Source organism: Campylobacter sp. DY7, from assembly GCF_057802535.1.
Window position 1 is genome coordinate 36,783 of record NZ_JBYJAU010000005.1, and the last position, 25,606, is coordinate 62,388.

Annotated in this window: 26 protein-coding genes, 1 tRNA gene and 2 pseudogenes; 21 read left to right on the top strand and 8 right to left on the bottom strand. The window is 27.8% G+C overall.

Translation table 11 applies throughout. The features are described from left to right. Window positions 1-2: 2 nt before the first annotated feature. Complete coding sequence (locus tag AC1B00_RS04410; protein ID WP_488848304.1) at window positions 3-1,358, bottom strand: sodium-dependent transporter; 1,356 nt, start codon at window positions 1,356-1,358, stop codon at window positions 3-5. A gap of 103 nt (window positions 1,359-1,461) precedes the next feature. Here AC1B00_RS04410 and truA point away from each other — a divergent pair, with 103 nt between their 5' ends. Next, window positions 1,462-2,193, top strand: a complete 732-nt coding sequence (gene truA / locus AC1B00_RS04415) for a tRNA pseudouridine(38-40) synthase TruA (protein ID WP_488848306.1) — start codon at window positions 1,462-1,464, stop codon at window positions 2,191-2,193. Window positions 2,194-2,246: 53 nt separating this feature from the next. Here truA and AC1B00_RS04420 read toward each other — a convergent pair whose 3' ends face one another. Both AC1B00_RS04420 and rpe read right to left on the bottom strand, forming a co-directional pair. Further along, window positions 2,247-3,020 (bottom strand): 3'-5' exonuclease, encoded by a 774-nt coding sequence (locus tag AC1B00_RS04420; protein WP_488848308.1) that lies wholly within the window; start codon window positions 3,018-3,020, stop codon window positions 2,247-2,249. Continuing rightward, entirely contained in the window at window positions 3,020-3,667 is a 648-nt protein-coding gene (gene rpe / locus AC1B00_RS04425; protein WP_488848310.1) for a ribulose-phosphate 3-epimerase, read from the bottom strand. The genes AC1B00_RS04420 and rpe overlap by 1 nt, the downstream gene beginning before the upstream one ends. A 119-nt stretch (window positions 3,668-3,786) precedes the next feature. Between rpe and rpmB the strand changes: the two genes are divergently transcribed. The 10 genes and pseudogenes from rpmB to AC1B00_RS04475 all read left to right on the top strand — a co-directional run bounded on the left by rpmB (window position 3,787) and on the right by AC1B00_RS04475 (window position 12,785). Then, window positions 3,787-3,981, top strand: coding sequence for a 50S ribosomal protein L28 (rpmB, locus tag AC1B00_RS04430; RefSeq protein WP_214117022.1), 195 nt, complete (start codon window positions 3,787-3,789; stop codon window positions 3,979-3,981). Between the two features lie 15 nt (window positions 3,982-3,996). Then, on the top strand, window positions 3,997-5,121 hold the full coding sequence (locus tag AC1B00_RS04435; protein WP_488848312.1) for a potassium channel family protein: 1,125 nt from the start codon (window positions 3,997-3,999) through the stop codon (window positions 5,119-5,121). Window positions 5,122-5,191: 70 nt separating this feature from the next. Further along, window positions 5,192-5,413 (top strand): HP1242/YdcH family protein, encoded by a 222-nt coding sequence (locus tag AC1B00_RS04440; RefSeq protein ID WP_488848314.1) that lies wholly within the window; start codon window positions 5,192-5,194, stop codon window positions 5,411-5,413. A gap of 398 nt (window positions 5,414-5,811) precedes the next feature. Continuing rightward, window positions 5,812-6,081: pseudogene (locus tag AC1B00_RS04445) on the top strand (methyl-accepting chemotaxis protein); the annotation flags it as partial. Window positions 6,082-6,201: 120 nt separating this feature from the next. Beyond that, window positions 6,202-6,522 carry a CZB domain-containing protein gene (locus AC1B00_RS04450; protein WP_488848466.1) on the top strand — a complete coding sequence of 107 codons (321 nt, stop codon included), beginning with the start codon at window positions 6,202-6,204 and terminating at the stop codon, window positions 6,520-6,522. 129 nt (window positions 6,523-6,651) lie between these two features. After that, a tRNA-Leu gene (locus AC1B00_RS04455) sits at window positions 6,652-6,738 on the top strand. A gap of 21 nt (window positions 6,739-6,759) precedes the next feature. Next, window positions 6,760-6,969: an alkylphosphonate utilization protein gene (locus AC1B00_RS04460; RefSeq protein WP_488848316.1), complete on the top strand. Its 210-nt coding sequence runs from the start codon at window positions 6,760-6,762 to the stop codon at window positions 6,967-6,969. A gap of 5 nt (window positions 6,970-6,974) precedes the next feature. Then, on the top strand, window positions 6,975-8,279 hold the full coding sequence (locus tag AC1B00_RS04465; RefSeq protein WP_488848319.1) for a tetratricopeptide repeat protein: 1,305 nt from the start codon (window positions 6,975-6,977) through the stop codon (window positions 8,277-8,279). 57 nt (window positions 8,280-8,336) lie between these two features. Continuing rightward, entirely contained in the window at window positions 8,337-10,565 is a 2,229-nt protein-coding gene (locus tag AC1B00_RS04470) for a FecR family protein (protein ID WP_488848321.1), read from the top strand. A 9-nt stretch (window positions 10,566-10,574) separates the two neighbouring features. Beyond that, complete coding sequence (locus AC1B00_RS04475; RefSeq protein WP_488848322.1) at window positions 10,575-12,785, top strand: FecR family protein; 2,211 nt, start codon at window positions 10,575-10,577, stop codon at window positions 12,783-12,785. Between the two features lie 17 nt (window positions 12,786-12,802). On the opposite strand, the gene AC1B00_RS04480 is transcribed toward AC1B00_RS04475, so the two are convergent. Further along, window positions 12,803-13,246 (bottom strand): hypothetical protein, encoded by a 444-nt coding sequence (locus AC1B00_RS04480; RefSeq protein WP_488848324.1) that lies wholly within the window; start codon window positions 13,244-13,246, stop codon window positions 12,803-12,805. A gap of 249 nt (window positions 13,247-13,495) precedes the next feature. After that, the gene (locus AC1B00_RS04485) at window positions 13,496-13,822 is read right to left on the bottom strand and encodes a rhodanese-like domain-containing protein (RefSeq protein ID WP_488848325.1); all 327 of its coding nucleotides are present in this window, start codon (window positions 13,820-13,822) and stop codon (window positions 13,496-13,498) included. A gap of 113 nt (window positions 13,823-13,935) precedes the next feature. Here AC1B00_RS04485 and AC1B00_RS04490 point away from each other — a divergent pair, with 113 nt between their 5' ends. The 3 genes from AC1B00_RS04490 (at window position 13,936) to AC1B00_RS04500 (ending at window position 17,268) form a co-directional block, all read left to right on the top strand. Further along, on the top strand, window positions 13,936-15,249 hold the full coding sequence (locus AC1B00_RS04490; protein ID WP_488848327.1) for a cation:dicarboxylate symporter family transporter: 1,314 nt from the start codon (window positions 13,936-13,938) through the stop codon (window positions 15,247-15,249). Between the two features lie 219 nt (window positions 15,250-15,468). Beyond that, window positions 15,469-16,098, top strand: coding sequence for a hypothetical protein (locus AC1B00_RS04495; protein WP_488848329.1), 630 nt, complete (start codon window positions 15,469-15,471; stop codon window positions 16,096-16,098). Between the two features lie 96 nt (window positions 16,099-16,194). Then, the gene (locus AC1B00_RS04500) at window positions 16,195-17,268 is read left to right on the top strand and encodes a Cj0814 family flagellar-dependent secreted protein (RefSeq protein ID WP_488848331.1); all 1,074 of its coding nucleotides are present in this window, start codon (window positions 16,195-16,197) and stop codon (window positions 17,266-17,268) included. Window positions 17,269-17,319: 51 nt separating this feature from the next. On the opposite strand, the gene AC1B00_RS04505 is transcribed toward AC1B00_RS04500, so the two are convergent. Beyond that, window positions 17,320-17,700: a hypothetical protein gene (locus AC1B00_RS04505; protein ID WP_239817414.1), complete on the bottom strand. Its 381-nt coding sequence runs from the start codon at window positions 17,698-17,700 to the stop codon at window positions 17,320-17,322. 195 nt (window positions 17,701-17,895) lie between these two features. Between AC1B00_RS04505 and AC1B00_RS04510 the strand changes: the two genes are divergently transcribed. Further along, the gene (locus tag AC1B00_RS04510; protein ID WP_488848333.1) at window positions 17,896-19,341 is read left to right on the top strand and encodes a DASS family sodium-coupled anion symporter; all 1,446 of its coding nucleotides are present in this window, start codon (window positions 17,896-17,898) and stop codon (window positions 19,339-19,341) included. A gap of 49 nt (window positions 19,342-19,390) precedes the next feature. On the opposite strand, the pseudogene AC1B00_RS04515 reads toward AC1B00_RS04510, so the two are convergent. Beyond that, a pseudogene (locus tag AC1B00_RS04515) lies at window positions 19,391-20,215 on the bottom strand (mechanosensitive ion channel family protein); the annotation flags it as partial. Window positions 20,216-21,084: 869 nt separating this feature from the next. After that, window positions 21,085-21,723 (bottom strand): carbonic anhydrase, encoded by a 639-nt coding sequence (locus AC1B00_RS04520; RefSeq protein ID WP_488848335.1) that lies wholly within the window; start codon window positions 21,721-21,723, stop codon window positions 21,085-21,087. Window positions 21,724-21,829: 106 nt separating this feature from the next. Here AC1B00_RS04520 and AC1B00_RS04525 point away from each other — a divergent pair, with 106 nt between their 5' ends. The 6 genes from AC1B00_RS04525 (at window position 21,830) to AC1B00_RS04550 (ending at window position 25,544) form a co-directional block, all read left to right on the top strand. Continuing rightward, window positions 21,830-22,507 carry a Bax inhibitor-1/YccA family protein gene (locus AC1B00_RS04525; RefSeq protein ID WP_239817410.1) on the top strand — a complete coding sequence of 226 codons (678 nt, stop codon included), beginning with the start codon at window positions 21,830-21,832 and terminating at the stop codon, window positions 22,505-22,507. 89 nt (window positions 22,508-22,596) lie between these two features. After that, window positions 22,597-22,911, top strand: a complete 315-nt coding sequence (secG, locus tag AC1B00_RS04530; protein ID WP_442862383.1) for a preprotein translocase subunit SecG — start codon at window positions 22,597-22,599, stop codon at window positions 22,909-22,911. Between the two features lie 10 nt (window positions 22,912-22,921). After that, window positions 22,922-23,479 carry a ribosome recycling factor gene (gene frr, locus AC1B00_RS04535; protein WP_239817409.1) on the top strand — a complete coding sequence of 186 codons (558 nt, stop codon included), beginning with the start codon at window positions 22,922-22,924 and terminating at the stop codon, window positions 23,477-23,479. Between the two features lie 2 nt (window positions 23,480-23,481). Then, window positions 23,482-23,904, top strand: coding sequence for an RDD family protein (locus tag AC1B00_RS04540; RefSeq protein WP_239817408.1), 423 nt, complete (start codon window positions 23,482-23,484; stop codon window positions 23,902-23,904). Then, window positions 23,897-24,919 carry a ribonucleotide-diphosphate reductase subunit beta gene (locus AC1B00_RS04545; protein ID WP_488848341.1) on the top strand — a complete coding sequence of 341 codons (1,023 nt, stop codon included), beginning with the start codon at window positions 23,897-23,899 and terminating at the stop codon, window positions 24,917-24,919. Before AC1B00_RS04540 ends, AC1B00_RS04545 begins: the two co-directional genes overlap by 8 nt. Continuing rightward, window positions 24,909-25,544, top strand: a complete 636-nt coding sequence (locus tag AC1B00_RS04550; protein WP_239817406.1) for a protein-L-isoaspartate(D-aspartate) O-methyltransferase — start codon at window positions 24,909-24,911, stop codon at window positions 25,542-25,544. Before AC1B00_RS04545 ends, AC1B00_RS04550 begins: the two co-directional genes overlap by 11 nt. Window positions 25,545-25,606: the final 62 nt, after the last annotated feature.

Below are 25,606 nucleotides of genomic sequence, written 5' to 3' on the forward strand. Positions count from 1 at the left end.
TTTTATCCTTTAAATTTGAAATACACAATAACAAGCACTGCAATAGGTGCAACAAATCTTGCAAAAAATATCCATATTTTAAAACCAAGTTCGCCCATATAAGGAACAAAAGTTTCTTTTAAATCTTGTTTGCTTATAAAAAATCCAACAAATATAGCAGCCATAAAAGAACCAAATGGCATAATGATATTTGAGCTAAGATTGTCTAATATATCAAAGAAATTCATTCCAAAAAATGTTAAATTAGCTTTATAGTCGTTAAGGCTTGAAAAAATACATAAAAGCCCTAAAATATAAACTACAATCCCTATTAAAACTATGGCTTTAATCCTTGAAAAATTAAATTTATTAATTAGATAAAACACAAAAGGCTCAATCATAGAAACAGCGCTAGTAATCCCTGCAAAGAATAAAGCAATAAAGAAAGTAAATGCTAAAATTTTTCCTAAAAATCCTAATTTAGCAAACAAAGAAATAAGACTTATAAAAATAAGTCCAGGACCTTGCGCACTAGGATCAGCGTTAAATTCAAAAATAAAGCTAAAAACAATAAGCCCCATCATAAGACCTATTAAAAGATTTATGAAAATTATATATAAAGTTGAGCTTACAAAATTAGTTTTTTCAGGCAAACTAGCTGAATATGTAATAATACTACCAGCTCCAATACTTAAAGAAAAACAAGCAAGTCCTAAAGCAGATAAAAAAGAATCGTGATTAATCTTGCTAAAATCAGGCATGAATAAAAAGTTAAAAGCATCTTTAAAGCCATTTTGAGTAGCACTATAACAAAGCATTAAAAGTAGCATTATAAATAAAGTTGGCATCATAAATACATTTAGCTTTTCAATGCCATCTTTTACACCTTTTGCAACGGTGTAAAAAGCTATAAAAAACACAATGCTAAAACATACTACTAAAGCACTTAAATTAGTTTCTACTAAACTAACAAAAAGCTCTTGATTAATGGCAATTTCAGTGCTTAAAGAATTAATATTTAAAATCGTAGTAAAAGCATAATAAATATAATAAATTATCCAACCGATTATCACACTATAAAAACTAACTATTAGTAAAGCCCCAATCATTGTAAAACCTACTAAAGACCAAGCTTTTTTATGTTTTGGTGCTAAGTTATAATAAGCACTTGCAGGATCAAGCCTAGAAGCTTTACCTATATATAATTCACACAAAAATATAACAAATCCAACACCTAAAGTAAGAATGATAAAAAGCATAACAAATGCCGAACCACCATTAGTTCCAACCATAGTAGGAAATTTCCAAGCATTCCCAAGCCCAACAGCAGAACCAGCAACGGCTAAAATAAATCCAATTTTAGAAAATGTATTATTCAAAATAAGCCCTTCTTTTTGGTTTTTAAGGTTAAAACTTTCATTCTATAATAATTTTTAAAAATTTGTATAAAAAAATGAGAAAAATTACAAAAAAGGTTAAAATTTGGATAAAAATCTCACTGAATTTACTTACAAAATGATTTTAAGCTACGATGGTTCAAGGTTTTTTGGCTCTGCAAAACAGCCTGATTTAAAATGCGTGCAAAATACACTTGATAATGCCTTGCATTCGGTTGGGGTATTTAAGCCAAGTATTTTTGCAAGTAGAACGGATAAAGGTGTTCATGCAAAGTGCAATGTAGCAAGGATTTCATCGCCTTATAAGCTAAATGAAAGCTTTGTAATAAAAAAGCTTAATAGGATTTTAGATGGAATTTATATTAGGAATTTAAGCCTTTGTGATTTTGAGCCTAGATTTGATGCAAAGATTAGAAGCTATAGATATATTTTCGCTAAAAACCACAATGCTTTTTCTAAGGCTTATTTTAGTGTTTATGAAAAAGATTTAGATATTAATTTGCTAAAACAAGCGATAAAATTATATGAAGGCGAGCATGATTTTGCTTTATTTTGCCTAAGTCTTGATGATGATAAAAACAGCATAAGAACGATTTATAAAACTAGAGTTTATGAGTATAAAGATTTTGTTGTTTTAAACTTTTTTGCTAATGGGTTTTTAAGGGGGCAAATTAGGCTTATGGTTGATTTTTTGCTTAAAATTAATGAAGGAAAATTAAGCTTAAATAATTTAAAAGAGCAAATAAATTGCGAGATTATTCACTCACGCACACTAGCTAAACCTAATGGGCTTTATTTAAAAAGCATAACTTATTAAATTCCTATTTCAAATTCCAAAGATTTTGCAAAGAATTTGAAATAGGAATTAGATTATTTTTTCATTTTAGAACGAGAATATAAAATCAAGTCATTACTTGTTTTAATCAAACTTCCTTTTAAAGTATTTATACAATGATTTAAAATAAGAGCACAAGCTTTTGCATCGCTTAAAGCCCTATGATGAACGCTAGTAATTCCTAATTCATTTTTTAAACTATCAAGCCCATATTTATCGCATTCAATACAGCGACGTGCTAGCATTATTGTGCAAAGCTTTCTATTGATTAATGGTGCATTTAAATGCTCTAAACTTTCTTTAGCGATAAAACCATAATCAAAAGAAACATTATGAGCTACAAAAATCGCATTGCCTAAAAACAATCTAAAATCAGCTAAAACTTTTGCACTTTTTGGAGCGTCTTTTAGCATCAAAGCATTAATTCCGGTAAGTTCTGTGATATTTTCAGGAACTTCACTTGCGTAAATAAAGCTTTCAAATTCATCTAATATTTTGCCATTTTTAACCTTTACAGCACCTATTTCTATGATCTGTCCGTTACTAATAGAACCTGTGCTTTCAATATCAACAACGCAAAAGGTTTCATCTTGAATTGATTTATTTCTTGAGTTTAAAAACACTTCTTGATTTTGTTTTAATGTGATATCAAGACCTAGCATTAAAAGCGTATCGTAGTCTAGCTCTAAACCTAGAGCATTTTCATATTGATTTTTTAAATCTTTATAATTTAAACTATTTGTCATTAATCGTTCTAAAATCTTATCGCAATTAATTATTTGCTTTTTATAAAGTTCGTTATAATCCATCAAAATTCCATTTTTAAAGAATTAATAGCGGTTCTATAATCATTTGAGCTAAAAATATAATTACCAGCCACAACAATATCAGCTCCAGCTCCTTCAATATCTGCAATATTTAGCCCATTTACTCCGCCATCAACTTCTATAAAGCACTTATAATTATTTCTATCTATCATTTCTCTTAAATCTTTTATTTTTTTAAGAACACTAGGAATAAAACTTTGTCCGCCAAAGCCAGGATTTACACTCATTAAAAGAACCATAGAAACTTCGCTTAAAATATATTCAATTTCATGAAGATTTTGATGTGGATTTAATACGATTGCAGGATTTACGCCTTGTTTTCTTATGTATTCAATAAGTCTTAGCGGATGAGTACTTGCATCAATATGAAAGCTTAAAAATTTAGGTTTAAATTCTAAAAATAAATCAACAAATTTATCAACTTCTCTTACCATTAAATGAATATCTAAAGGCACTCTAGCAACTTTAGCTACGGCTTTTGCCGTGCAAGTTCCTATGCTTAGATTTGGCACATAATGTCCGTCCATTACATCAACATGTAATAAGTCAGCACCTGCATCTTCAACTTTTCTTATATCTTCAGCTAAATTCAAAAAATCAGCAGACAACAAACTAGGAGCTACATACATTTTTATTCCTTGAAAAATATTTTTTATAGAATATCATTAAAACTTAAAAAAAAAATTAAGCTTAAGATGCTATCATTAATGCTTTTAATTTTTACAAGAATACAAAAAAAGGATTTACAATGTCAAAATTTTGTCAATTAACAGGTAAAGGTCCTATGGTAGGAAATAATGTTAGCCACGCTAACAACAAGACAAAAAGAAGATTTTTACCTAACTTACGCACAATTCGTATAGATTTAGGTGATGGCACAACTAAAAAAATTAGAGTTGCAGCTTCTACATTACGCACACTTAAAAAAAGAAGAGCTAACTAATTTTAAAGAAATTTTATGAGCTTTTTTAAAAAGCTAAGTAAATTACTTGGTTGGGCTGAAAGTGGAAAGCCCGAAGTAGATGTAAATACTGAACTTTACGAACAATTAAAACCTTTTCGCCTTCCTTTAATAGCTGTTGTTGTTATGATGCTATTAGGGGCGATTGGGTATATGATTACTAGCAATTTTTCTTTGCTTGATGGTATTTATCAAGCGGGAATGACTTTTACAACTCTAGGTTATACTGAAGTAGCTGAAATAACTCCGGCAGGAAGATTTTTTACAATTTGTTATGTATTACTCGGTTTTGTTACTTTTACCTTTTCAATCGGTATAGTGATTGAAGTTTTAAAAAAGGGCGAATTAACAAGATTAATTAAGGAAAAAAGAATGCTTTATAAAATCGCAAGGCTTAAAAATCATTATGTTATATGTTATCACAATGAATTCACTCAAGAATTAGCAAAACAATTTAAACAAACTTACATACCTTTTGTAGTAGTTGATGATATACCTGATTTTGAAAAAATTGCAGAAGATAATAAGTATCCATTTTATGTAAAATGTCCTCCACATAGTGATTTAGCATTTTTAAAAACTCATCTTTCAAGTGCAAAAGGAATTATATCGCTTAGCCCAAATTCAGCTGATAATATAGCTATAATTGCAAGTGCAAGATTGTATGAAAAAGATATAAAAAGAATTAGTCCTTATTCTATAATTACGATTTCAAATTCTGAGCACGATGCTGCAAGACTTAAAAAATTAGGCGCAAACACCGTTGTTTTAGCTACAAAATTAGCAGCACAAAGACTTAGTGTAGTAAGTGTAAGGCCTGAGATGGAAAATTTATTAGAGCAATATTTATATACAAGAGATCAAAGTATTGATATTGAAGAAGTAAAAGTTCCTGATGAAAGCTGGGTAAGATTTAGAAGACTAAAGGATGTTGCATTTAGACAGCTTGCAAATGTTAGCGTAATAGGTATTAAAGATGCTAATAATAATTTTTTGCCTATGCCAAAGGGTGATGCAATGATAGGAACAGGAACAAAACTATTACTAATAGGAACACCTGAAAGCATAAAAGAAGTAAAAAAAATCATTAAAAATAAGCAAAGTCCAGATAATTTAAAATAAACTATAAGTGTTATCAACTTGTAATTTATTTTAGTTAAAATTATGTGAAAATTATCACTAAGGAGCAATCATGTTACATGAACACAGAGAATTAATGACATCTTTAAAAGGTAAAGATGCATATTTTGATAGATTATTTGAAGCACATAATGATTTAGACCACAAAATCAAAGATGCAGAAGAAGGCAGAGTTCATTTAGATGATTTAGAAGTTGCTAAAATGAAAAAGGAAAAATTAAAACTAAAAGATGATTTAAATAATTACTTAAATTCAATCAAAAATAAAGCATAATTTAGAAAGGGGTATTAATGTTTTTTAACAAAGATAATTCCCACGAATTAGAACTGCAAGATAAGCTTAAAAAAGCTCTTGCAGAAAGGGAAAAGCTAGAAGCAGAAATTGCAAGTTTAAAAGCTGAAATTACTGCAAAACAAACTAATGAAGAACAAGAAAAAGTTAAGTTTTCTTTATTTGATATAATGGTAAAAGGTATGAAAGAAAGTGTATCTTTCGTTCAAAAAGATATTGAAGGTGATTTATCAAGAACTAAAGAAATTGAAACCCTTTCAACAGATTGTGTTGATATGATATTAAATCTTAAAAAAGTTTCAGAAAATATCATTACTTCCCTTGAGCAAATTACGGAATCTTCAAGCAAATCTCGTGATACAGCGCAAAACCTTCATAGAAGTGTTGATGAAATAACAAATGTTATTAATTTGATTAAAGATGTATCAGACCAAACAAATTTATTAGCTTTAAATGCAGCTATCGAAGCAGCTCGTGCGGGTGAGCATGGTAGAGGATTTGCTGTGGTTGCTGATGAAGTTAGAAAATTAGCTGAAAAAACACAAAAAGCAACTGCAGAAGTTGAAATGAATATTAACTTATTAAAGCAAAATGCTAATGAAATGTTTACTCAGAGCGAACAAGTAGAACAAATCTCGCAAGATTCTAATGCACATATAGGAACATTTTCAGAGCAATTTGATAAATTAGTTCATATTTCACAAGATATTAAATTTAATGGTAGTGCAATTAAATATGAAGTATTTACATCATTAGTAAAACTTGATCATATCTTATTTAAAGCAAACGGATATGCAAATGCACTAGGTGATAATCCTGCTAAGTTAAGTGATCACTTCAGTTGCCGTCTAGGTAAATGGTATCAAAATGAAGGTAAAGAAATGTTCGGACATATGCCTTTATATTCTAAGATTGAAACACCACATAAAGAAGTTCATGAAAGTATTAATCAAGCACTTGAGCAAATTTCTCATGGACAACTTGCAAGCAATAGTAAAGAAATCATTGAGCTTTATAAAAATGCTGAAAAATCAAGCCTTGATTTATTTATGATTTTTAGACATTTATTAGGCGAATTTTTAAAGAAATAATAATTAAGTCTAGCTTTTTGCTAGACTTAAAATCCTAATTCAAATTCTATAAGATTTTTATATAAAAGTATTAAAATAATGGTAATTTTATTTTAATATAAGTATATTTTATTATGATACTCATTTTTAGCCCAAGTGGTGAAACTGGTAGACGCGCTAGACTCAAAATCTAGTAGGAGCAATCCTGTGTCGGTTCGAGTCCGACCTTGGGCACCACTATAATATAAAGGAAACAATATGCCAAAAGACGCAAACGGAAACGAATTACAAGCAGGAGATAATGTTAGCGTTATAAAGGATTTGAAAGTAAAAGGTAGTTCTTTAACAATCAAAAGAGGAACTAGTGTTAAAAATATTAAACTTACTTCAAATGATGACGAAATAGAAGCTAAAGTAGATAAACATGGGGTTATAGTTTTAAAAACTTGTTTTTTAAAAAAGGCATAATATTTATGAAAAAATTGGCAATTTTATTACCGCTTAGTCTATTTGCTAATAATGCTTACACAGACTTGCAAAGCAACTATCAAAATAATAATTTTAAAAGAGCTTATGAAATTTCATCAGATATTTGTAAAAACTCTTGTGCTGATATAGACCTTAATTTAATCATGGGTAAAAGCGCTTTTAAATTAGGTATGTATGATGAAGCACTTGCTGCTTTTGATAGGGTATTAGTTCTTGATGAAAACAATGTTGATGCAAGATTACAAAGTGCAATTATTTATCAAAAAAGTGGAAATTATGAATTATTAAAACTTGAGCTTGAGAGCTTAAAAGATGATGAAAGATTAAGAAAAGAAGAAAAAATTCTTGTTTCTAATATGCTAAAAGGTATTAAAAAACAAGAAAAATCAAAAGCTCAAATAAACACACCATACGCAAGTGTAAGCGTAGGATATGGATATGATAGTAATCCAAAAAAACAAAATCTAAAAGATAGCTATTTGCCTATACCACAACTAGGGATTAAATTTCCTATAAGTGGTGCAAAGCATGAACCTGCTAGCAGTGTATTAGCTAATCTAAATGCAGGTTATAAAAAGCAAGTAAATGATGTTTATGATTATGATATAAATGCTAATTTTTATAATAAATATTATATAAAACCTATTGAAGAAGATTTTCAAAATTTAAGCGTATTTACTGCATCTATTAATAATGGCTTTGACATTTCAAGACAATTCAAGCTAAATATTTTATTATCTTATGATTACATAGTTTTAAAACATAAAAGATATTTAAATACTTTTACAGCCGATGTTTCTGGCGATTATTATATGGAAAATGGAATATCTTTAGGGCTTGGCTATACTATTAATCATAATAATTATTTAAATGAAGAACATAAAGAAAACGATTCTAACCATCATAGTATTTATGCTATGAGTAGATTAATATCTCAAAGAAGTATGGTTTATTTAAAAATGGCCTATGATATTGAGCAAACTAGTAGAGTAAAAGAAAGTACAAATAATTATAAAGAATATTCTATTACTTCAGGTATTATTTATATGCTAAATAAACAAGTTATGTTAAAAGCAAGTTTAGGTTATTCTTCTAGTAAATATAAAGAAACAATTTTTACTAATCAAAGAAATGATAAATCTATAAGAGTTAATTTTGGTGCTGAATACAATATGGATCATCACAATATTTTTTCAGCAGATTTAGGATATGATAGAGTAAAATCTACACTTGAATACAATTCTTACGATAATTATTTTCTTAATTTAATGTATAAATATAAATTTTAAGCTTATTCCTTTCAAAACTATGTTATAATTTGTTAATATTTTTTGAAAGGAATGTTTATGAAAAAACTCATTTTGTTATTAAGTGTAATAACACTAAGCTATGCAAGTATAGGTAAAATCTCAGCAATTAGAGGAGATGCAGTAGTTATTTCAAATGGTTCTGAAATACAAGCTGTATTAAATCAAGAATTAGAAGAAAGCGATATTATAAAAACAGGTAATAACGCAAGATTACAAATAATATTCAATGATAATACAGTAACAACTTTAGGAAAAAATACAAGCTTAGAAATAAAGCAGTATTTATTAGATGGAAAAAATTCTAAAGTTAATTTAGTAGTTGATGAAGGAAGCTTTAAAGTAATTACAGGAGAAATCTCAAAACTTGCAAGAAAAAATTTCTCTTTAAAAGCACAAACAGCAACTATTGGTATTAGAGGAACAGTATTTGTTGGAGAAGTTGGATTTAATGTAAATAAATTAGCTTGCTTACAAGGAGCAATTGATGTTAAATTAGGAAACAAAACTTCACTAATTAATTCAGGAAAACAAATAAGCTTTAAAGATACAAAAGTAATTAAAATAGAAAATTTAAAAGCAAATGATTTTTCTTTAACAAAAGCTAATTTCATTCAAGAAAAACAAGAAATAATTCAAGAGAAAAAAGAAGAAAAACAAAATCAAAATAAAGTAAGTAGCATTACTCTTAGTTCAGACATTAAAGCTCAAAATCCGAATTCAAATTCTAAAAACACTTTAAAAACAGAAGAGCAAATAAATATCGCAAATGAAGTTAATCAAGAAGTAAAAGACTTAATAGTTCAACAAAATAGTAAGCCATGGATAGAGCTAACTCCGGCAAATCCTATTAAACCAACCGAGCCAGAAGCTAAACCAGAAGAACCTATCAAAAAAGATGAAATTCCTTGGGTAGAATTAACTCCGGCAAATCCTACTAATAAAAATGAAGTTCCATGGACAGAATTAAAACCAGCAGTTAGCAAGTATTTTGATAATAGCGATAAAGGCACTTATTATTATGGTAATAATCAAGCTGATACAAAAACATCGGCAGAACTTAATTTAAACAATGTAAGCCTAAGTCTTTATAATAGAGAATTAAATGCTGATAAATCAGTTAAAGCATTTGATGCTTATTATTTAGACGGAACGGCTAATACAATAAATGCTCAAAGATATAATAACAATAACATTAAACCTGCAAGTATTGATGAAGAAACTCATAATTTAAGTAATTCATCAATAACTAATCCAGAAGGTAAAAATAATCTAGCTTATAATTCTAATTATGCTAGTTTTGAAGCAAATAAAAACGAATTAAAGGCACAATTATTAGGATTAAATTATGATTTAGCAAAATCAGATTTAGAACATTTTAGAACTTTAAGAGATGATTGGAATAGCTTTAAAGATAGCGTGAATCAAAATAATCAAGATTATTCAAATTATTATGTAGGAAATAATTCTTTAGCTAAGTTAGATTTTAAAAATAATACTTTAACCTATTATTCAAAGAAAAGTAATTTAAAAGATGGAAGAGATGAATATGGCTTAAAGCAAGTTGTTATTCATAAAGATTTTTTACAAAGAAAAGAATTTGATGCAAAAGATTTAGAATACGAATCATTTAAAATGTTATATGTAGGACCTGCATATATTCAAGATTCTAAAGATACATATAAATTAGATGCGATTATTAACAAAGAACACATAAGTTATTCAGCAGATAGAAATAATTTAATTATGAGTATTTCTGATATTCAAGATAGCTTAAATGTTTCAAACATAAATGATTTTAATGCAAAATTATCAAGCTGGGAAAATGATAGAAATATGTTTTTTGAAAAATTCTATGTAAATCCTACAAAAGAATTTTATTATGCAAAAGATGAAAATTATGTAAAATTAAAGCCTAGTGATTCTTATTTTGCGTCTTATAATAAATTAGATAATGTAAGAAGTATATTGTTTGAATTAGATAAGAATAACTTGTTAGGAATTTATAATAAAAACAATAATATAATTAAGATTAATCCTAATGTTACTCCACATTTAAAGGTTGAAGATAGCGAGTATAAAGTAAATATCGCTAGTCAAGATGCAGATAAAACTTCAATAGTTTTAAAAGCAACTCCTAATGATGCTACTTTAAAAATTAATAGCAATATTAATGGGGATTTAATCAATGTAAAAGTTGATGATTTACAAAAAACATTAGAGAAAGATAAAATTAATAATTTAATAAAAGACTTAAAAACTAAATAAGGAATGTTTATGAAAAAACTCATTTTGTTATTAAGTGTAATAACACTAAGCTATGCAAGTATAGGTAAAATCTCAGCAATTAGAGGAGATGCAGTAGTTATTTCAAATGGTTCTGAAATACAAGCTGTATTAAATCAAGAATTAGAAGAAAGCGATATTATAAAAACAGGTAATAACGCAAGATTACAAATAATATTCAATGATAATACAGTAACAACTTTAGGAAAAAATACAAGCTTAGAAATAAAGCAGTATTTATTAGATGGAAAAAATTCTAAAGTTAATTTAGTAGTTGATGAAGGAAGCTTTAAAGTAATTACAGGAGAAATCTCAAAACTTGCAAGAAAAAATTTCTCTTTAAAAGCACAAACAGCAACTATTGGTATTAGAGGAACAGTATTTGTTGGAGAAGTTGGATTTAATGTAAATAAATTAGCTTGCTTACAAGGAGCAATTGATGTTAAATTAGGAAACAAAACTTCACTAATTAATTCAGGAAAACAAATAAGCTTTAAAGATACAAAAGTAATTAAAATAGAAAATTTAAAAGCAAATGATTTTTCTTTAACAAAAGCTAATTTCATTCAAGAAAAACAAGAAATAATTCAAGAGAAAAAAGAAGAAAAACAAAATCAAAATAAAGTAAGTAGCATTACTCTTAGTTCAGACATTAAAGCTCAAAATCCGAATTCAAATTCTAGCAATGCAATTAAGTTAGAAAATCAAAATATTAAAGAAGAAATAATTGCAGATAATTTAGAAAATTACATTGATGATAAGCTAAATACAGAAGATAAAGAAGAAGGTGAAATAAGTAAGCCTATTATTCCTGTAAATCCAAGTAAGCCTATAAATGATAAATACTTTACATATGCTGATACTAAGAATTTTTATTATTCATCTAATGCTAATTTAAATGATGGCAGTGTTAGAAAAGATGCAGCAGAATTAAATGTAAAAAAAGGTAATTTAAATATTTATTCTCAAACAAAAAATGGTTCAAATACTACTGATTTTAAAAAGATAAATATTTATGGAAACCAATATGTAAATATTTCAAAAACAACAGATGATGCAAGCGCGATTACAAATTCTCAACATACAATACTAGCTCCAACAACTTCAAAGCTTGATGGTAATAGTAACTATGTTGTAAATTCAGCAAATAGCGCATTTTATTATAGTGCAAATAAAAATGAACTAGAAGCTAATATATTAGGCGATAGATTTGACATGTTAAAAGATACAGGGAGTGATTTTTATCAACTAAATGAAAATTGGATTAATTTTGAAAAATATCTTGCAGAAAAAAATAAAGATTATTTTAATTCACTTGATGCAAACAAAGACTTTTATTATCACAATAGTTTAGAATCAATTCGTTTAAGTTTAAGAAATCCTTCAATTACTTATTATTTTGCAAATAATACAAGCAGTAAAAAGCTATATGCGGATTTAAAATACGCTAATAGAATATATTATACAGAATCAAATACTTCTGGAGAATATTATTTAAATAAAGAATTTGTAATAAATAATAAAGTAGTTTCTCCTATAAATGGCTCAAGTCCATTAAATATAAATGCAAATGCTAGTTCAGGTAGTGAAAATGCGACATTAAAACTAGAAGCTGATAAAAAATATGCAGATTTTTCTTTTTCTAATTTGATAAAGGATACACTATTAACTTCTACAAGCGATTCAAAAGATGTGCATGAATTAAATAAAAATCAATTTGAAAAGCATGTGAATAAATATAGAGAAAAATATTTTACAAATGATGATGATAAAGAATTCTATTATACAGGTAGTGGTAGTTCAATTAAGCTAAACCCTGTAAAACAAGCAGTTGATAGCTATATAGTTTATAATGCAGGGCGAGGTGATATTTTTAGAATTACATTTGACAAAAGTGTAGGCGATGCAACTTATGTTAAGAGAACCAATGGGGTTGTTGATAGTGTATTTCACACCAATAAGCACAATATAAGCAATGTAAGAGATCCTTTCACAAACTATACTTTAAAAGTAGAAGATAAATATGCTGATGATTTTAATGTGGAATTAAAAGCAGATAAAATAGGTGCTAAGCTAGATGCTAGTATAGATATACATGGTAAGAAATTTAATGTCAATTCTGATATTTTAAAGTATGTTGATTCACCTGATGCTTATCATATTGTAAAAAAATTATATGAAGAAAGCGTAAAAGGAAAATAATAGGAGATTTATTTCTCCTATATTTGTGATAATTCTCCTAATAAACTTCTTAATTTATCATTTCTATATTTAATCTCACTAACACATTTTTTGGCAATATCAATGCACATATTTATAAAATTTGCATTTTCATCATCTTCAATTTCAGCATTTGTTTTTGATGCAATTGTTTCTTGGTTTATGCAGTTAAAAATATAAGTCATCACTTTAAGACTTGGAATAAATAATAAGTATTTTTTATCTTTATATATTATAAATTGCTCTTGTGTTGTATTAGAAACTAGATTTATGATTTCATATTTTAGCTCATCAAATGGAACTTCTGGAAAGTCTTTGGCAACATTATTGATGAAAATTTCATCATTAAACCTATCTTCTTCACTTTGTTTAAATATACTTTCATTGCTTATTAAGATTTCAATTTCTTTTAAAATCTCAACGGCTCTCTTATAATCTTTCATTTTTAACCCCACAAAACAATCAATTATTACATTTATATTACAATAAAATGAAAAATAAAGGTTAAAATATTATAATTTTTATTTAATTTAAATTTTTAAATAATTTTTAATATTTAAAATTTATAAATTATATATTTTGAAGATTATTACAAATTAAAGTTTATATTTAAATATAAAGAGTTTAAAAGGTCAAAAGAATTTGAATTCGGAAATTCAAATTCTAATTTTGTTACATTAAGTAATAAATAATTAATTTTTTATCATTTCTGGGTAATTTTGACACATTGCTATTATTCCACCCATTAAATTATAAGCTATTTTTTCTTCTTGGTTTAAAAATTCACATAGCATACTACTTCTAGCACCACTTCTACACATAATCACCAAAGCTTTATCACTTTCTTTGTATAATTTTTCAAAATAGCTTTTTACTTCATCTTCTTTGGCTGTATTAAAATCTATCGGATATAAATGAGTATTTTTAATGCTTAATTCATTTATTTCTTCAATAGTTCTAATATCTACTATTAAATGCTTATTTAGGTCAATTTTTTTTGCACTAATGTTTATATTCATCTCTTTCCTTTGTGTAAATTTGTAACATTATTATTATTTTTTTAAATCAAAAAATCATAAAAAAATATTTTTTTGGATATTATGAACGAATATTATTAAAAAAAGGGACATAAATGAGAAAATATTTAAAAAGTCTTATTTTTTGGGTTATCGTTGGATTAATCCTTGGAATTGTTGTAGGTGCTATGCCTCCTATTAAAATAGAAAGCCTAGGTATTGAAAATTTAGCAATATGGTCAAAAGTTTTTATTGATATGTTTATTAAGGCTTTAAAGCTTTTAATAGGACCTATTATATTTGTTATGATTATTTTAGGAATTGTAGGACTTGGAGATATTAAAAAAATCGGCGGAATCGGAGTTAAAGCTGTAATTTATTTTGAAGTAGTAAGCACTTTAGCTCTAATTGTAGGTATTTTTATGGCTAAGATTATGCAACCTGGCGTTGGAATGAACCTTGATATCAACGCTCTTGATGCAAGCAGTGTTAATAAATATATACAAGCTTCTCAAAGCGAGCAAGCAGGTTTTTGGGGTGTTATAAAAGGAGCTATTCCGCAAGATATAGTAAGCCCATTTACAGATGGCAAGACCTTGCAAGTATTATTTATCGCTTTATTTACTGCATTTATTGTAATTACTCTAAAAGAGCAAGATAGAGAATATATTAAAAAGGCTTTAGAAGTATTTCAAGCATTTGTATTCAAAATCTTAACATTAGTTATGTATTTTAGCCCATTTGCAACATTTGGTGCTATGGCTTATCTAATTTCAAAATTTGGTTTAAGCTCACTTGTAAATATGGGATATTTATTGTTCGTAATGCTTACAGCTTGTTGTGTTTTTATATTCGGAGTTTTAGGAGTGATTTGCTATTTTGCGAAAATAAATATATTTAAGTTTATTAGATTTATTGCAAAAGAGCTTTTAATAGTATTTACAACTAGTTCAAGTGAGAGTGCATTATTGCCACTTATGAAAAAGCTAGAAAAGGCAGGAATTGATAAAAGCTGTGTAGGTTTAGTTTTACCTACTGGATATAGTTTCAACCTAGATTGCACTAATATTTATTTAGCAATGGCTGTAATTTTCTTAGCACAAGCGTTTAATATAGAAATCACACTTTGGCAAGAAATCACAATATTACTTATTTTAATGGTTACAAGTAAGGGTGCTGTTGGGGTTACTGGAAGTGGCTTTATCGTTCTTGCTGGAACTCTTAGCTCTTTAGGAGATAATTTAATTCCTGTGGCTACAATCACCGTTTTACTTGGAGTTGATAAGTTTATGAGTGAAATGAGAGCCTGTGGAAATCTTTGCGGAAACTCAGTAGCTTGTCTAATAGTGGCTATTTGGAATAAACAAATTGATATGGAAAAATTCCGCTACGCATTAGATCATCCGAACGATTACAAAATCCAAGATTAAGGAATACTTTTTGCTTTTGATATCTACTTGCTACGAAAGGATATCAAATGCAAATATTAGAAGAAGCGTTTTCTTTAGTTGCTGTGCTAATTTGCATAGCTACATTTTTTATAAAGGTAAATAAAGAAAATCAACAATAAGGCTTTAATTAAGTCTTATTGTTTTAAAGTATTAATTTTTTTTTAAATCTTGCCGATATACGAAAAACGGGGGTTTAAAATGAAAATATCATCAAATTCTTATATTACAGCAATTAACAAATACAAAACTACAAGCGAAAATACAAACGATAAACCTTATTATGAAGATGGCACAGCTACTTTAGAGTATCTTAAAATAGCTCAAGAAAAGTTAGAAAATGATCCGACCTATAAACCATTGTATGACAATAATTTAGGTCTTCGTGATAAGTTAACTTATGGTATGTATGGAGCGTTAGACCCTGATGTTGTAAAGCATATAAGGTTGGAATTGGAGAAATCTCCAGAAATTGATACAGAAGAATTAGTAAAAACTCTAAATAAACTTTTCAAAAATTTAGATAAATTAACTTCAGATAGCATAAGTAATGAAGAAAAAAATAAATTAATGAAAAGTATTTTTTCTAATACAGATGAAGATTTACAAATATCGCAATCTAAAGAAGAAATTAAACAAGAAGAAAACGAAGAACAAGCTGAAGATAAAAAACCATTCAAACCCATAGAAGTAAAAGGCAATGATGTGCGTGAGAGTATGCAAGAGATTTTAAGCAAACTTGATATTCGTAATATCAAAGATGAAAGAGATTTGTTAGCTTTATTTTTAGCTTATAAAGACGGCGAAAATCTTTATGATAAAAGAGTTTAAATTCCTATTTCAAATTCCACGAATTTTTAAAGAATTACGAAATAGGAATTAAATAATTTTAATAAATACCGATATTAGTAATTAAAAGGGGTAATTATGAAAATAAATTCTTATTCAGCATATCAAACAAAACAAATTTATAAAAAAGAAACTAATAACGAGATTAAAAAAGTAGATAATAAAGCAGATGATAAAAAGGTAGGAGTTGTCTTAGGATACGGAATTGATAAAGATGGCTTTTTTACAAGTGATTTTAACAAAGCAGCAGGAATTCCTGATAATTATAAAATCCACAGCGATAGTTTAAAATCTCTAGTAGAACAAAACAATAAAGCTCATATAATAGGTAAAAGATTTATGGAAATTGATATAGCAAAAAGCGTTGGAAATGCTTATAAAGTCTTAAGCCAAGTTGTAAGTGAAGATTTTTTAAACTCTAAAGAATTTTTTAGCAAAGAAGATATTAAAAATTTGCCATGTGGGTTTGAGATAGATAATAGCACCTTTAGTGTAGGCAAGATTTTACAAACTAGATATGATTTTGAAGATTATAATGATAAGAATATTCATGCAAGAGATTTTCAAAGAATAAAAGGCGCTGACACACTATTTCATTATGATGGTGATGGAAAAATGGATATGTTTCCTGTGCATAGCGATAGTTTTTCTCAAGGTTATTCTATTTTATGGGACGCTAAAGGCGATAATTACAAAAATAATCAAGGAGATGTAAGTCGTGGTGGAATATTAATAGCCGTATTAAGAAATAATCATTTTTTAGTAGAGGGCGAGAGAACTTATTGGGGCAAGATGAGTGGTGGGGATAGATTTGTAGATTATAAAGAATTCGCACAAAATGTCGCAAAACCACTTAATTCTATGGTAGCAAAAGGTTTGATAACACAAAGTGATATTTCAAAAATGCCAAAATGGCTAGCAGATGAAGCAAATAGATTATCGCAAGATTTTAAAAGAGCAAGAAGTGAAGAATTAGCAAAAGAATATAAAAAAATACTAAATTGGTATGAAAAACTAGCTTATGAAATGATAAGTGGCAAAAACCTAAAAGCTCCTAAAGATATAGATAGTTATGAAACTTTTGAAGAGTTTTTGCAAGCGGCTTTAAAATATAGTCAAAAAGATATGAAGTTATTTGATATGAAAGTTTAAATTCCTATTTTAAATTCCATAAATTTTTAAAGGAATTTGAAATAGGAATTATCATTTTATATTTATTAAAATATCGTTGTTTTTATATGTATTTTTTGGCTTTTTTGTAGGTTTTTCGCCATTTATTGTAATTTGTATATATTCGCTTGGATCTTGCTTTTTGATAGGTTGAATAATTTCTTTTACTTCTTTTATTTCTTGCTCTTCTTCTTCAAATAATATATCAAGAGCTTTTTTGAGTTTTCTTAGTTTTTTTTCATCTAATTCGTTTAATTTTTGACTTATATTAATTTCATTTGTATTATATAAATCAATTGGTTTTGTAGGGTCAGTCCAGTTTGGATTCGCATCAAGTGGCGGAGTATCTCCGGGAAAATCTAGCGTATATGAAAATAAATTCAAACTTAATAAAAATATTAATACTTTTTTCATCTTTTATCCTAATTAAATTTAAAATCTTATAAAAAGACATAAAATATCCAATTAATTTATAAGTTTTTTATAAAAAAATTATAGATTATGTTACCTTACTACACAATTAAATCTTAAAAAAATGATTTTAAATATATTTTATAGATAATTTTGCTAAAGTAATAATTATTTTTTAATTTCATTTAAGGAGAATTAATGAAACGAGCAATTTCTATTATTGCATTAATCATTATTCCATTTTTATTTGCTTTTGTGCTTCCTTGCCCAAATGGTCTTAGCGAAGCTGCGTGGGTAATGTTTGGAATATATCTTTCTGCTGTTTTAGGCCTTGTATTTAAGCCTATTCCTAATTCAATGGTGTTAATTACTGCTGTTGCAGGAACTGCACTTTTTATGGGTAAATATTTAGGCTCAGCTAAAGAAGCTACTAAACAAGCTTTAAGTGGTTATGCTAGTGCTACTACTTGGATTATTGTTTCTGCTTTTGCTTTAAGTATTGCCTTTACTAAGACAGGTCTTGGTAAAAGATGGGCTTATTTTTTAATAGGTAAGCTTGGTAAAACTACTTTAAGACTTGGTTATGTTACGGCGTTTTTGGATTTAATAGTATCTCCAGCAACTCCTTCAAATACTGCAAGAGCTGGTGGTATAGTGTTTCCTATCGTAAATTCAATTGCACAATCTTTATCAAAAGATAAGGTAGAAACAGAAAATAGAGTAGGTGCATTCTTAGCTTGTAATGCTTATATGAGCACTAAGATGACTTCGTTTATTTTCGCTACTGCAATGGCTGGAAATATGCTTGTTATAGGATATTCAAACGATATTTTAGGAACTAGCCTAAATTGGGGAAATTGGGCTGTTGCTATGATAGTTCCTGGTATTGTATGTTTATTAGTAATTCCTTTTATTGTTTATGTTTTTGTTCGCCCTGATATTAAGACAATAGATAATGTTGCTATTGCTAAACAAGGTTTAGAAGAGTTAGGAGAGATGAAAAGAAGTGAAAAAATGCTTGTTTTAATCTTTATTCTTGCTTTACTTGGTTGGTCTGTTCCATCGCTTGCAAGCTCTTTATTTAACTATAAAATAGATATAGATGCAACTGCTGTTGCTGTTGCTGCGATGAGCTTATCTGTTTTATTAGGTGTTTTAAAGTTTGAAGATATCGCAGGTTCAAAAGAATGTATCGGAACACTATTTTGGTTCGGTGGTATTATGTCGCTATCAAGTATGATGAATAAACTAGGGTTTTTTAAATGGCTTGGAACATTTATTGAATCTAATATGAACTTAAATCTAAGCCCTTTACTTGTGCTAATATTAATAGGATTTATTAGTATAATCGTAAGATATTTATATGCTTCTGCAACTGTGTTTATTACAACGCTTTTACCTGTGTTGTTCTTAATAGGCAAGAGTGCTGGCGTTGATCCTTATTTATTAGCGTTTTTATTAATTACTACAAACTCTTATGGTGGAGCATTAACTCACTTTGGTGGCCCTGCTGCTTCAGTTATTTTTGGTGCTGGTTATAACACTGTTAAAGAATGGTGGATAACAGGATTTGTAGTTGCTATGGTATCTTATGTATTATGTCTTGCTGTGGGACTTCCATACTGGGGTCTTTTAGGACATTAAGCTTATATCCTAATTCAAATTCCTTGGAATTTGAATTAGGAATTATAAATTAATCTTTAGGTAATTTTTCTACATAAAGACTTGTTGATGGGAAGGCAAAGCTTAAGCCATTTTTTTCAACTATTTTCATTACTTCCATTAATATCTTGCTTTTTTCATCGTAGTATTGTTTTGCACTAATGCTTTTGATATAAAAATAAAGCTCTACATTAATACTGCTTGCAGCAAAATCATCAAGCCAAACATAAATAGATGATTTAAACCCTTCTAAATCATTTACAGAAATTAGGTTTTGCTTGTAGAAGTTTTTGTTTTTGTGCTGAAAGATTTCATCGTTTTCATTAGCGATTATTTCATTGTTATTTAAAAGTTCTTTTAAATCATTTATAAAATTTTGTATTTGTTCGGTTGTTGAATCGTATGTTAAGCCTACGCTTAATTTTACTCTTCTTCCATATTTTCTCTTAGAATAGTTTTTGATATTTCCGTTTAATATAGTTGAGTTTGGTATGAATACTAAGCAGTTATCAAAAGTTCTTATTGTGGTTTTTCTAAGACCAGTTTCAACAATAGTTCCTTCTATTCCATTTACTTCTACCCAATCGCTTTGAGAAAAAGAATTATCAAAAAGCATTAAAACCGATGCAAAAAAGTTCGCAATTATATCCTTAGCAGCAAGAGCAACAGCCAAACCACCAATTCCAAGTGAAGCAATGATTGCTGAAATATCAAAGCCTAATTTTGCTAGTATTATTAAGATTGTAATTATTATGATAATAAAATCTATGATTTTTAAAATTAGGTTGATTATTTCTTTTTTACCACTTTTTAATGCTAATTTTGACATTAAAATTAAACCATAAGAATTAATTATGTTTAGAATTAGCCAAGCAATTATTATTGTATTTATGATTGATAAAATCGTTAAAATTATAGGCATTACAGCTGCAGGATAAAATGCTATTACAAAGCACAGCCAAATTCCATACATATAAAATAATAATGTTAAAGGCTTTGTTATATCTTTTAATGATTCGTTTATTTCGTGCTTTTGTTTTTTGATTAATTTTAAGAAAACAAAATATATTAGTTTTAAAATTATCTTTTTAAACATAAATATAAACAATAAAATAATGCAACAAATTATGATTTTTCCAGGATTTAAGTATTTGCTTACTTCTTTAGGGAAAAAACCATTTAAATAATTGATAAAATTATCGGTTTTTAATTCTTGGATTAAATAATTGCTTTCAAAAACATTAGCGTTTAATCTTAAGTATGTAAGTATTTCTATGTAAGAATTAAGATAAACTAATTCTTCATCTTTTACTTTTTCGCTATTTAGCTCTTTAATGCTTTCATCTATAATGTCTTTAATGCTTTCATTGTCAATTTTGCTATCATTAAAAACATTGTTTGATTCAATTAAAGTTTTATAAAATTCTAATTTTATTTTCTTTAATTCACTACTTATTTTTTCTTTTTTGAAATCTTCTAAAAGTTTGTTATTTAGATTATTTTTATCAAATAAAGTTGGTAGTATTGATAGAATTTGATTTTTTTTGTTTTTATACTCGCTTATTTCCTGATTGATTTTATTTTGGTTTATTGTTTTATCTTCGTTTTTGCCTAATAATATATTTAAATCATTGATTTTCATATTATAATCAATGTATTGATTTATATTATCAACTAAATTATTTGCATATACAAACACACTAAATAATAATATTAAAACAACTCTCATTGTAAATCCTTTAATGGTTTAAAATGTCCATCAGCTGGGCAGTATTCATAAATCTCAGCAGTTTCAATTAGAAAATACCAAGCTCTAATGGTAAGCTCGTTATTATCAATTCTATTTTGAACATCAGGGTAGCCTAATAAGTTTTCATAACTATTTAAAACATTTGCCTTTTCTATCATCCAAGACCTTAGGGCGTATTGTCCTTCAAAATGGCTTAATTCAAGAGTGTAATCAACTTGTTTTTTAATATCATCTAATAAAGAAACCCATTTTTTTACGTTTGGTAAAACTTCAGCTTTTTTGCTAGGTATATCTTTACAACCCCCACAATTACTATGACCACAAATTATTATGTTTTTTACATTTAAAGCATATAAAGCGTATTCAATAGCAGAAGTAGTAGCCAAATATTCATCTTTAACCCTATAAGGTGGGATAATGTTTGCTATATTTCTTATTACAAATAGTTCCCCAGGCAAAGTTGAGGTTATTAGATTTGGAATTACTCTTGAATCAGCACAACCTATAAATAGTGTGTGTGGATTTTGTTCTTCTTTTAGATCTTTAAACAAATCCTTATGTTCTAAAAATCCTTCTTGCATAAATTGCAAGGCACCTTTTATTAATTTATCCATCGTTTATCCTTGTTAAAAAGCAAAATTATATAAAAAAATTTCAATGAGATATTAACTAACTTAGCTATAATCAAGAGCTTTTAATAAATTTAAACAAGGAGAAAAAATGAGTTTATACGAAAGAACTCGTGCTAGTTCAGCTATTCGTTCAGACGCTGCGATTTTTGTAAGAGATACATATATGTATTTTGCTCTTTCGCTAGTTGCTGCAACATTAGGGGCTTATTTAGGTGCTACATATTTAGCTAGTTTTTTAGTTGGCAATATTTGGGCTAGTTTAGGAATTCTTGCTGTAGAAATTATATTAATTATGGTATTGAATACAAAAAGAGAAGTAACTAATGGTGCTATTGCTATGCTATTTACATTTGCATTTATTAGTGGTCTTAGCCTAACAGGTATTATTTATATTACTTTACAACACCCAGCAGGTGCTGAAATAATAGCTCAAGCTTTATTTTTAACAACACTTGCTTTTGCAGGACTTAGCGTATTTGCATTTACAACAAAAAGAGATTTTAGTGTATTTAGCAAGGCGCTTTTCATTGTTTTATTAGTTGTTATCGGGGCATCTTTATTAAATCTATTTTTCCAAAGCCCAGTTTTACACCTAGTAATTTCTAGTGTTAGTGCTATTTTATTTAGCTTTTTTATCATTTATGATACACAAATGATAATTCGTGGTGCATATCAAACACCTATTCAAGGTGCAATCGCTTTATACCTTGACTTTATTAACTTATTTATATCTCTTTTAAATATCTTAAGAAGTATTAGAGATTAATTTTTAAGCCTTCAATTTTGAAGGCTTTTAACTTATTTTAAATTTTATAACATATAATACAAACTTTATTTTTAAACGAAAGAAGTAATATGAACACAATTTTTATCGCAATTCAATTTATCTTAGTAGTAATTATTTGTGCTTGTGTATTAATGCAAAAAAGCTCAAGTATAGGTTTAGGTGCTTATAGTGGTTCAAATGAGAGTTTGTTTGGAGCAAAAGGTCCTGCTGGATTTTTAGCTAAATTTACCTTTATAATGGGTGTTTTACTTGTTGCAAATACAATTTTTTTAAGTTATAGCTATAACACAAAAACTAGCGAAAGTTTAGTAAATAAATTAGAAAACGCTAGCAAGCAAATTCAAGAAACTAAACCACAAGCATTACCAGAATCAATCAAGTAAAAGGACGAAAATGTTAAGTGAAATTTATTCAAAACAAAAAGAACAAAACGAAAAAGCTCATAATGCTTTAAAAAAAGATTTTATGACCTTAAGAACAGGTAAAGTAAATATTTCTATATTAGATAATGTTTTTGTAGATTATTATGGAAATCCAACTCCATTAAATCAAGTTGCAACTATTTTAGCAACTGATGCTACTACAATTACAATTAGTCCTTGGGAAAAATCTATGATTAAAGCGATTGATACAGCAATCAAAGCAGCAAATATCGGAGTAAATCCAAATGCTGATGCAGATGGTGTTAAATTATTTTTCCCTCCAATGACAAAAGAACAAAGAGAAGAAAACGCAAAAGCAGCAAAAGCAATGGGAGAAAAATGCAAAGTTGCTATTAGAAATATTAGAAAAGATGCAAATGATGCTGTTAAAAAATTAGAAAAAGATAAAGCAGTAAGCGAAGATGAAGCGAAAAAAGCTTACGATGAAGTTCAAAAAATTACTGATTTAGCAATTGCTAAAACCGATGAATTAGTAAAAGAAAAAGAAACACAATTACTTAAAGTTTAAAAATGGCAAAGGCTAAGGTTTGTTTAGCTAGTCTTTATGATAAATTAAAAGCTGGCATTGTTGATATGTTTATGATAATGATGCCAATACAATACTTTACTACCTACATTTTAGTAGGTAGTGCTTCAGAATATAGACAAAGTCAAAATTTTATATTTTTAGCTACTTTTTTATATTTTTTAATAATTTTATTATTTTTATTTTTTAAAGGTCAAACTTTAGGATATAAATATTTGGGCTTGCATTTAAGAAATAAAAATGGTAAAAGAGCAAGTTTTTTACAGATATTATTAAGGTTGGTATTGTTTGTGCTTAGCTTTTCTTTAATATTTGGTATGATTTTTCCATTCTTTAGAAAAGATAGGCAATATATACATGATTTATTTTCAAATACTTTAGTTCTTAAGGAGAAAAGAGATGAATAGAAAAAGAATATATAATCCTCAAAGCAATGAAGATTTAACTGCTAGAAAGGTATTTGGCGGTAATCCTCAAGGTATTTTAAATTTTACTAAAGCAAAATATGAATGGGCTTTAAAATTATGGGATTTAATGGAAGCTAATACTTGGTTTCCAAGAGAAGTTGATACTACAAAAGACGCACTTGATTATAAATGCAATCTTACAACAAGTGAAAAAAGAATGTATGATTTAGTATGGTCACAATTAATTTCTATGGATAGCTTTCAAACAAACAACATTGCTGATAATATAAACCCTTATATAACAGCACCAGAGATTAATGCGGTTTTAGCAAGACAAGCTTATGAAGAAGCAAACCATTCTAAAAGTTATGCTGTAATGGTTGAAGCTATTTGTGATGATACTGATTTAATATACGAAATGGAAAAACACGACGCTACATTAAGAAAGAAAAATGATTTTATTTCAAGTCTTTATGAAGAATTAGCAGGCGATGTAACGGAAGAAAAATTGCTTTATGCAATGGTAGCAAATCAAATCCTAGAAGGAATATATTTTTATAGCGGCTTTACTGCTATTTATGCACTTGCTCGTGCTGGTAAAATGCTTGGCTCTGCTCAAATGGTAAGATTTATTCAAAGAGATGAGATAACACATTTATTATTATTTCAAAACATGATTAATTCAGTTAGAAAAGAAAGACCTGATTTATTCAACGAAAAAACAATCGCAAAGATTTATGAAATGTTTGAGCGTGCTGCTGAGCTTGAAATTGAATGGGGCAAATATATCACTCAAAATCAAATTATGGGCTTTACTGATGATATAATTACAGAATATATTCATTATCTTGTGGATTTAAGACTTAGTTCTATTGGTTTAGAGAAAAAATATAATGCAAAACATCCTATTAAATGGGTTGATGATTTTTCTAAGTTTAACGATCAAAAGAGCAATTTCTTTGAAAGCAAGGTTACAAATTATAGTAAAGGAAGTTTGAATTTCGATGATTTTTAAGGATATTTACGAACAAGAAAAGTGTGCAAGACTTGCCGAAAATATTGCTAGTGAAGTAAATATTAGCAAAGAAGTAAAACTTGCATTTGCTAATACTCCTAGAGAGATTTTTATGCCTATGAGTAATTTTGCTTATGAATTACATGCTATGCCACTAAGCTCTGATCAATGGATTAGCTCACCTATTACGGTAGCTAAAATGACTATGGCGCTTGAGCCTGTTGGGGCTGATAGTGTGCTTGAGATTGGCTGTGGTAGTGGCTATCAAGCTGCACTTTTATCTAATTTAATAAGAAGAGTATTTTCTTTAGAAAGAATTAAAGAATTATCAAATAAAGCTATAAAAAATCTTGATACTATAAAAGCAAATGTATATGTTCGCCATGCAGATGGTAATAATGGGCTTAAAAACTATGCACCTTATGAGAGAATTTTGCTTTCGGCATATACTCAAAAAGTGCCTGATGTATTGTTTTCTCAACTTGAAGTTGGTGGGATATTAGTAGCTCCTGTTGGTAATGCAAGCAAACAATACATTACAAAATATATTAAACATAAAGACAGAATAGAAGAAATAGTTCTTGATTCTTGCACTTTTGTTCCTATGTTAAGTGGCCTTGAATAAAATCAATTTCCTATTTCAAATTCTTGTGGAATTTGAAATAGGAATTACAAGTTAAAATCCTT

Coding starts and splice junctions, on each gene's coding strand:
- AC1B00_RS04520 (WP_488848335.1), bottom strand. CDS start 21,723: ATGGATAAATTAATAAAAGGTGCCTTGCAATTTATGCAAGAAGGATTT.
- secG (WP_442862383.1), top strand. CDS start 22,597: ATGAACACAATTTTTATCGCAATTCAATTTATCTTAGTAGTAATTATT.
- AC1B00_RS04505 (WP_239817414.1), bottom strand. CDS start 17,700: ATGAAAAAAGTATTAATATTTTTATTAAGTTTGAATTTATTTTCATAT.
- AC1B00_RS04490 (WP_488848327.1), top strand. CDS start 13,936: ATGAGAAAATATTTAAAAAGTCTTATTTTTTGGGTTATCGTTGGATTA.
- rpe (WP_488848310.1), bottom strand. CDS start 3,667: ATGTATGTAGCTCCTAGTTTGTTGTCTGCTGATTTTTTGAATTTAGCT.
- AC1B00_RS04495 (WP_488848329.1), top strand. CDS start 15,469: ATGAAAATATCATCAAATTCTTATATTACAGCAATTAACAAATACAAA.
- AC1B00_RS04545 (WP_488848341.1), top strand. CDS start 23,897: ATGAATAGAAAAAGAATATATAATCCTCAAAGCAATGAAGATTTAACT.
- AC1B00_RS04465 (WP_488848319.1), top strand. CDS start 6,975: ATGAAAAAATTGGCAATTTTATTACCGCTTAGTCTATTTGCTAATAAT.
- AC1B00_RS04510 (WP_488848333.1), top strand. CDS start 17,896: ATGAAACGAGCAATTTCTATTATTGCATTAATCATTATTCCATTTTTA.
- AC1B00_RS04460 (WP_488848316.1), top strand. CDS start 6,760: ATGCCAAAAGACGCAAACGGAAACGAATTACAAGCAGGAGATAATGTT.
- rpmB (WP_214117022.1), top strand. CDS start 3,787: ATGTCAAAATTTTGTCAATTAACAGGTAAAGGTCCTATGGTAGGAAAT.
- AC1B00_RS04435 (WP_488848312.1), top strand. CDS start 3,997: ATGAGCTTTTTTAAAAAGCTAAGTAAATTACTTGGTTGGGCTGAAAGT.
- AC1B00_RS04475 (WP_488848322.1), top strand. CDS start 10,575: ATGAAAAAACTCATTTTGTTATTAAGTGTAATAACACTAAGCTATGCA.
- AC1B00_RS04540 (WP_239817408.1), top strand. CDS start 23,482: ATGGCAAAGGCTAAGGTTTGTTTAGCTAGTCTTTATGATAAATTAAAA.
- AC1B00_RS04470 (WP_488848321.1), top strand. CDS start 8,337: ATGAAAAAACTCATTTTGTTATTAAGTGTAATAACACTAAGCTATGCA.
- frr (WP_239817409.1), top strand. CDS start 22,922: ATGTTAAGTGAAATTTATTCAAAACAAAAAGAACAAAACGAAAAAGCT.
- AC1B00_RS04440 (WP_488848314.1), top strand. CDS start 5,192: ATGTTACATGAACACAGAGAATTAATGACATCTTTAAAAGGTAAAGAT.
- AC1B00_RS04500 (WP_488848331.1), top strand. CDS start 16,195: ATGAAAATAAATTCTTATTCAGCATATCAAACAAAACAAATTTATAAA.
- AC1B00_RS04550 (WP_239817406.1), top strand. CDS start 24,909: ATGATTTTTAAGGATATTTACGAACAAGAAAAGTGTGCAAGACTTGCC.
- AC1B00_RS04525 (WP_239817410.1), top strand. CDS start 21,830: ATGAGTTTATACGAAAGAACTCGTGCTAGTTCAGCTATTCGTTCAGAC.
- AC1B00_RS04420 (WP_488848308.1), bottom strand. CDS start 3,020: ATGGATTATAACGAACTTTATAAAAAGCAAATAATTAATTGCGATAAG.
- AC1B00_RS04480 (WP_488848324.1), bottom strand. CDS start 13,246: ATGAAAGATTATAAGAGAGCCGTTGAGATTTTAAAAGAAATTGAAATC.
- AC1B00_RS04485 (WP_488848325.1), bottom strand. CDS start 13,822: ATGAATATAAACATTAGTGCAAAAAAAATTGACCTAAATAAGCATTTA.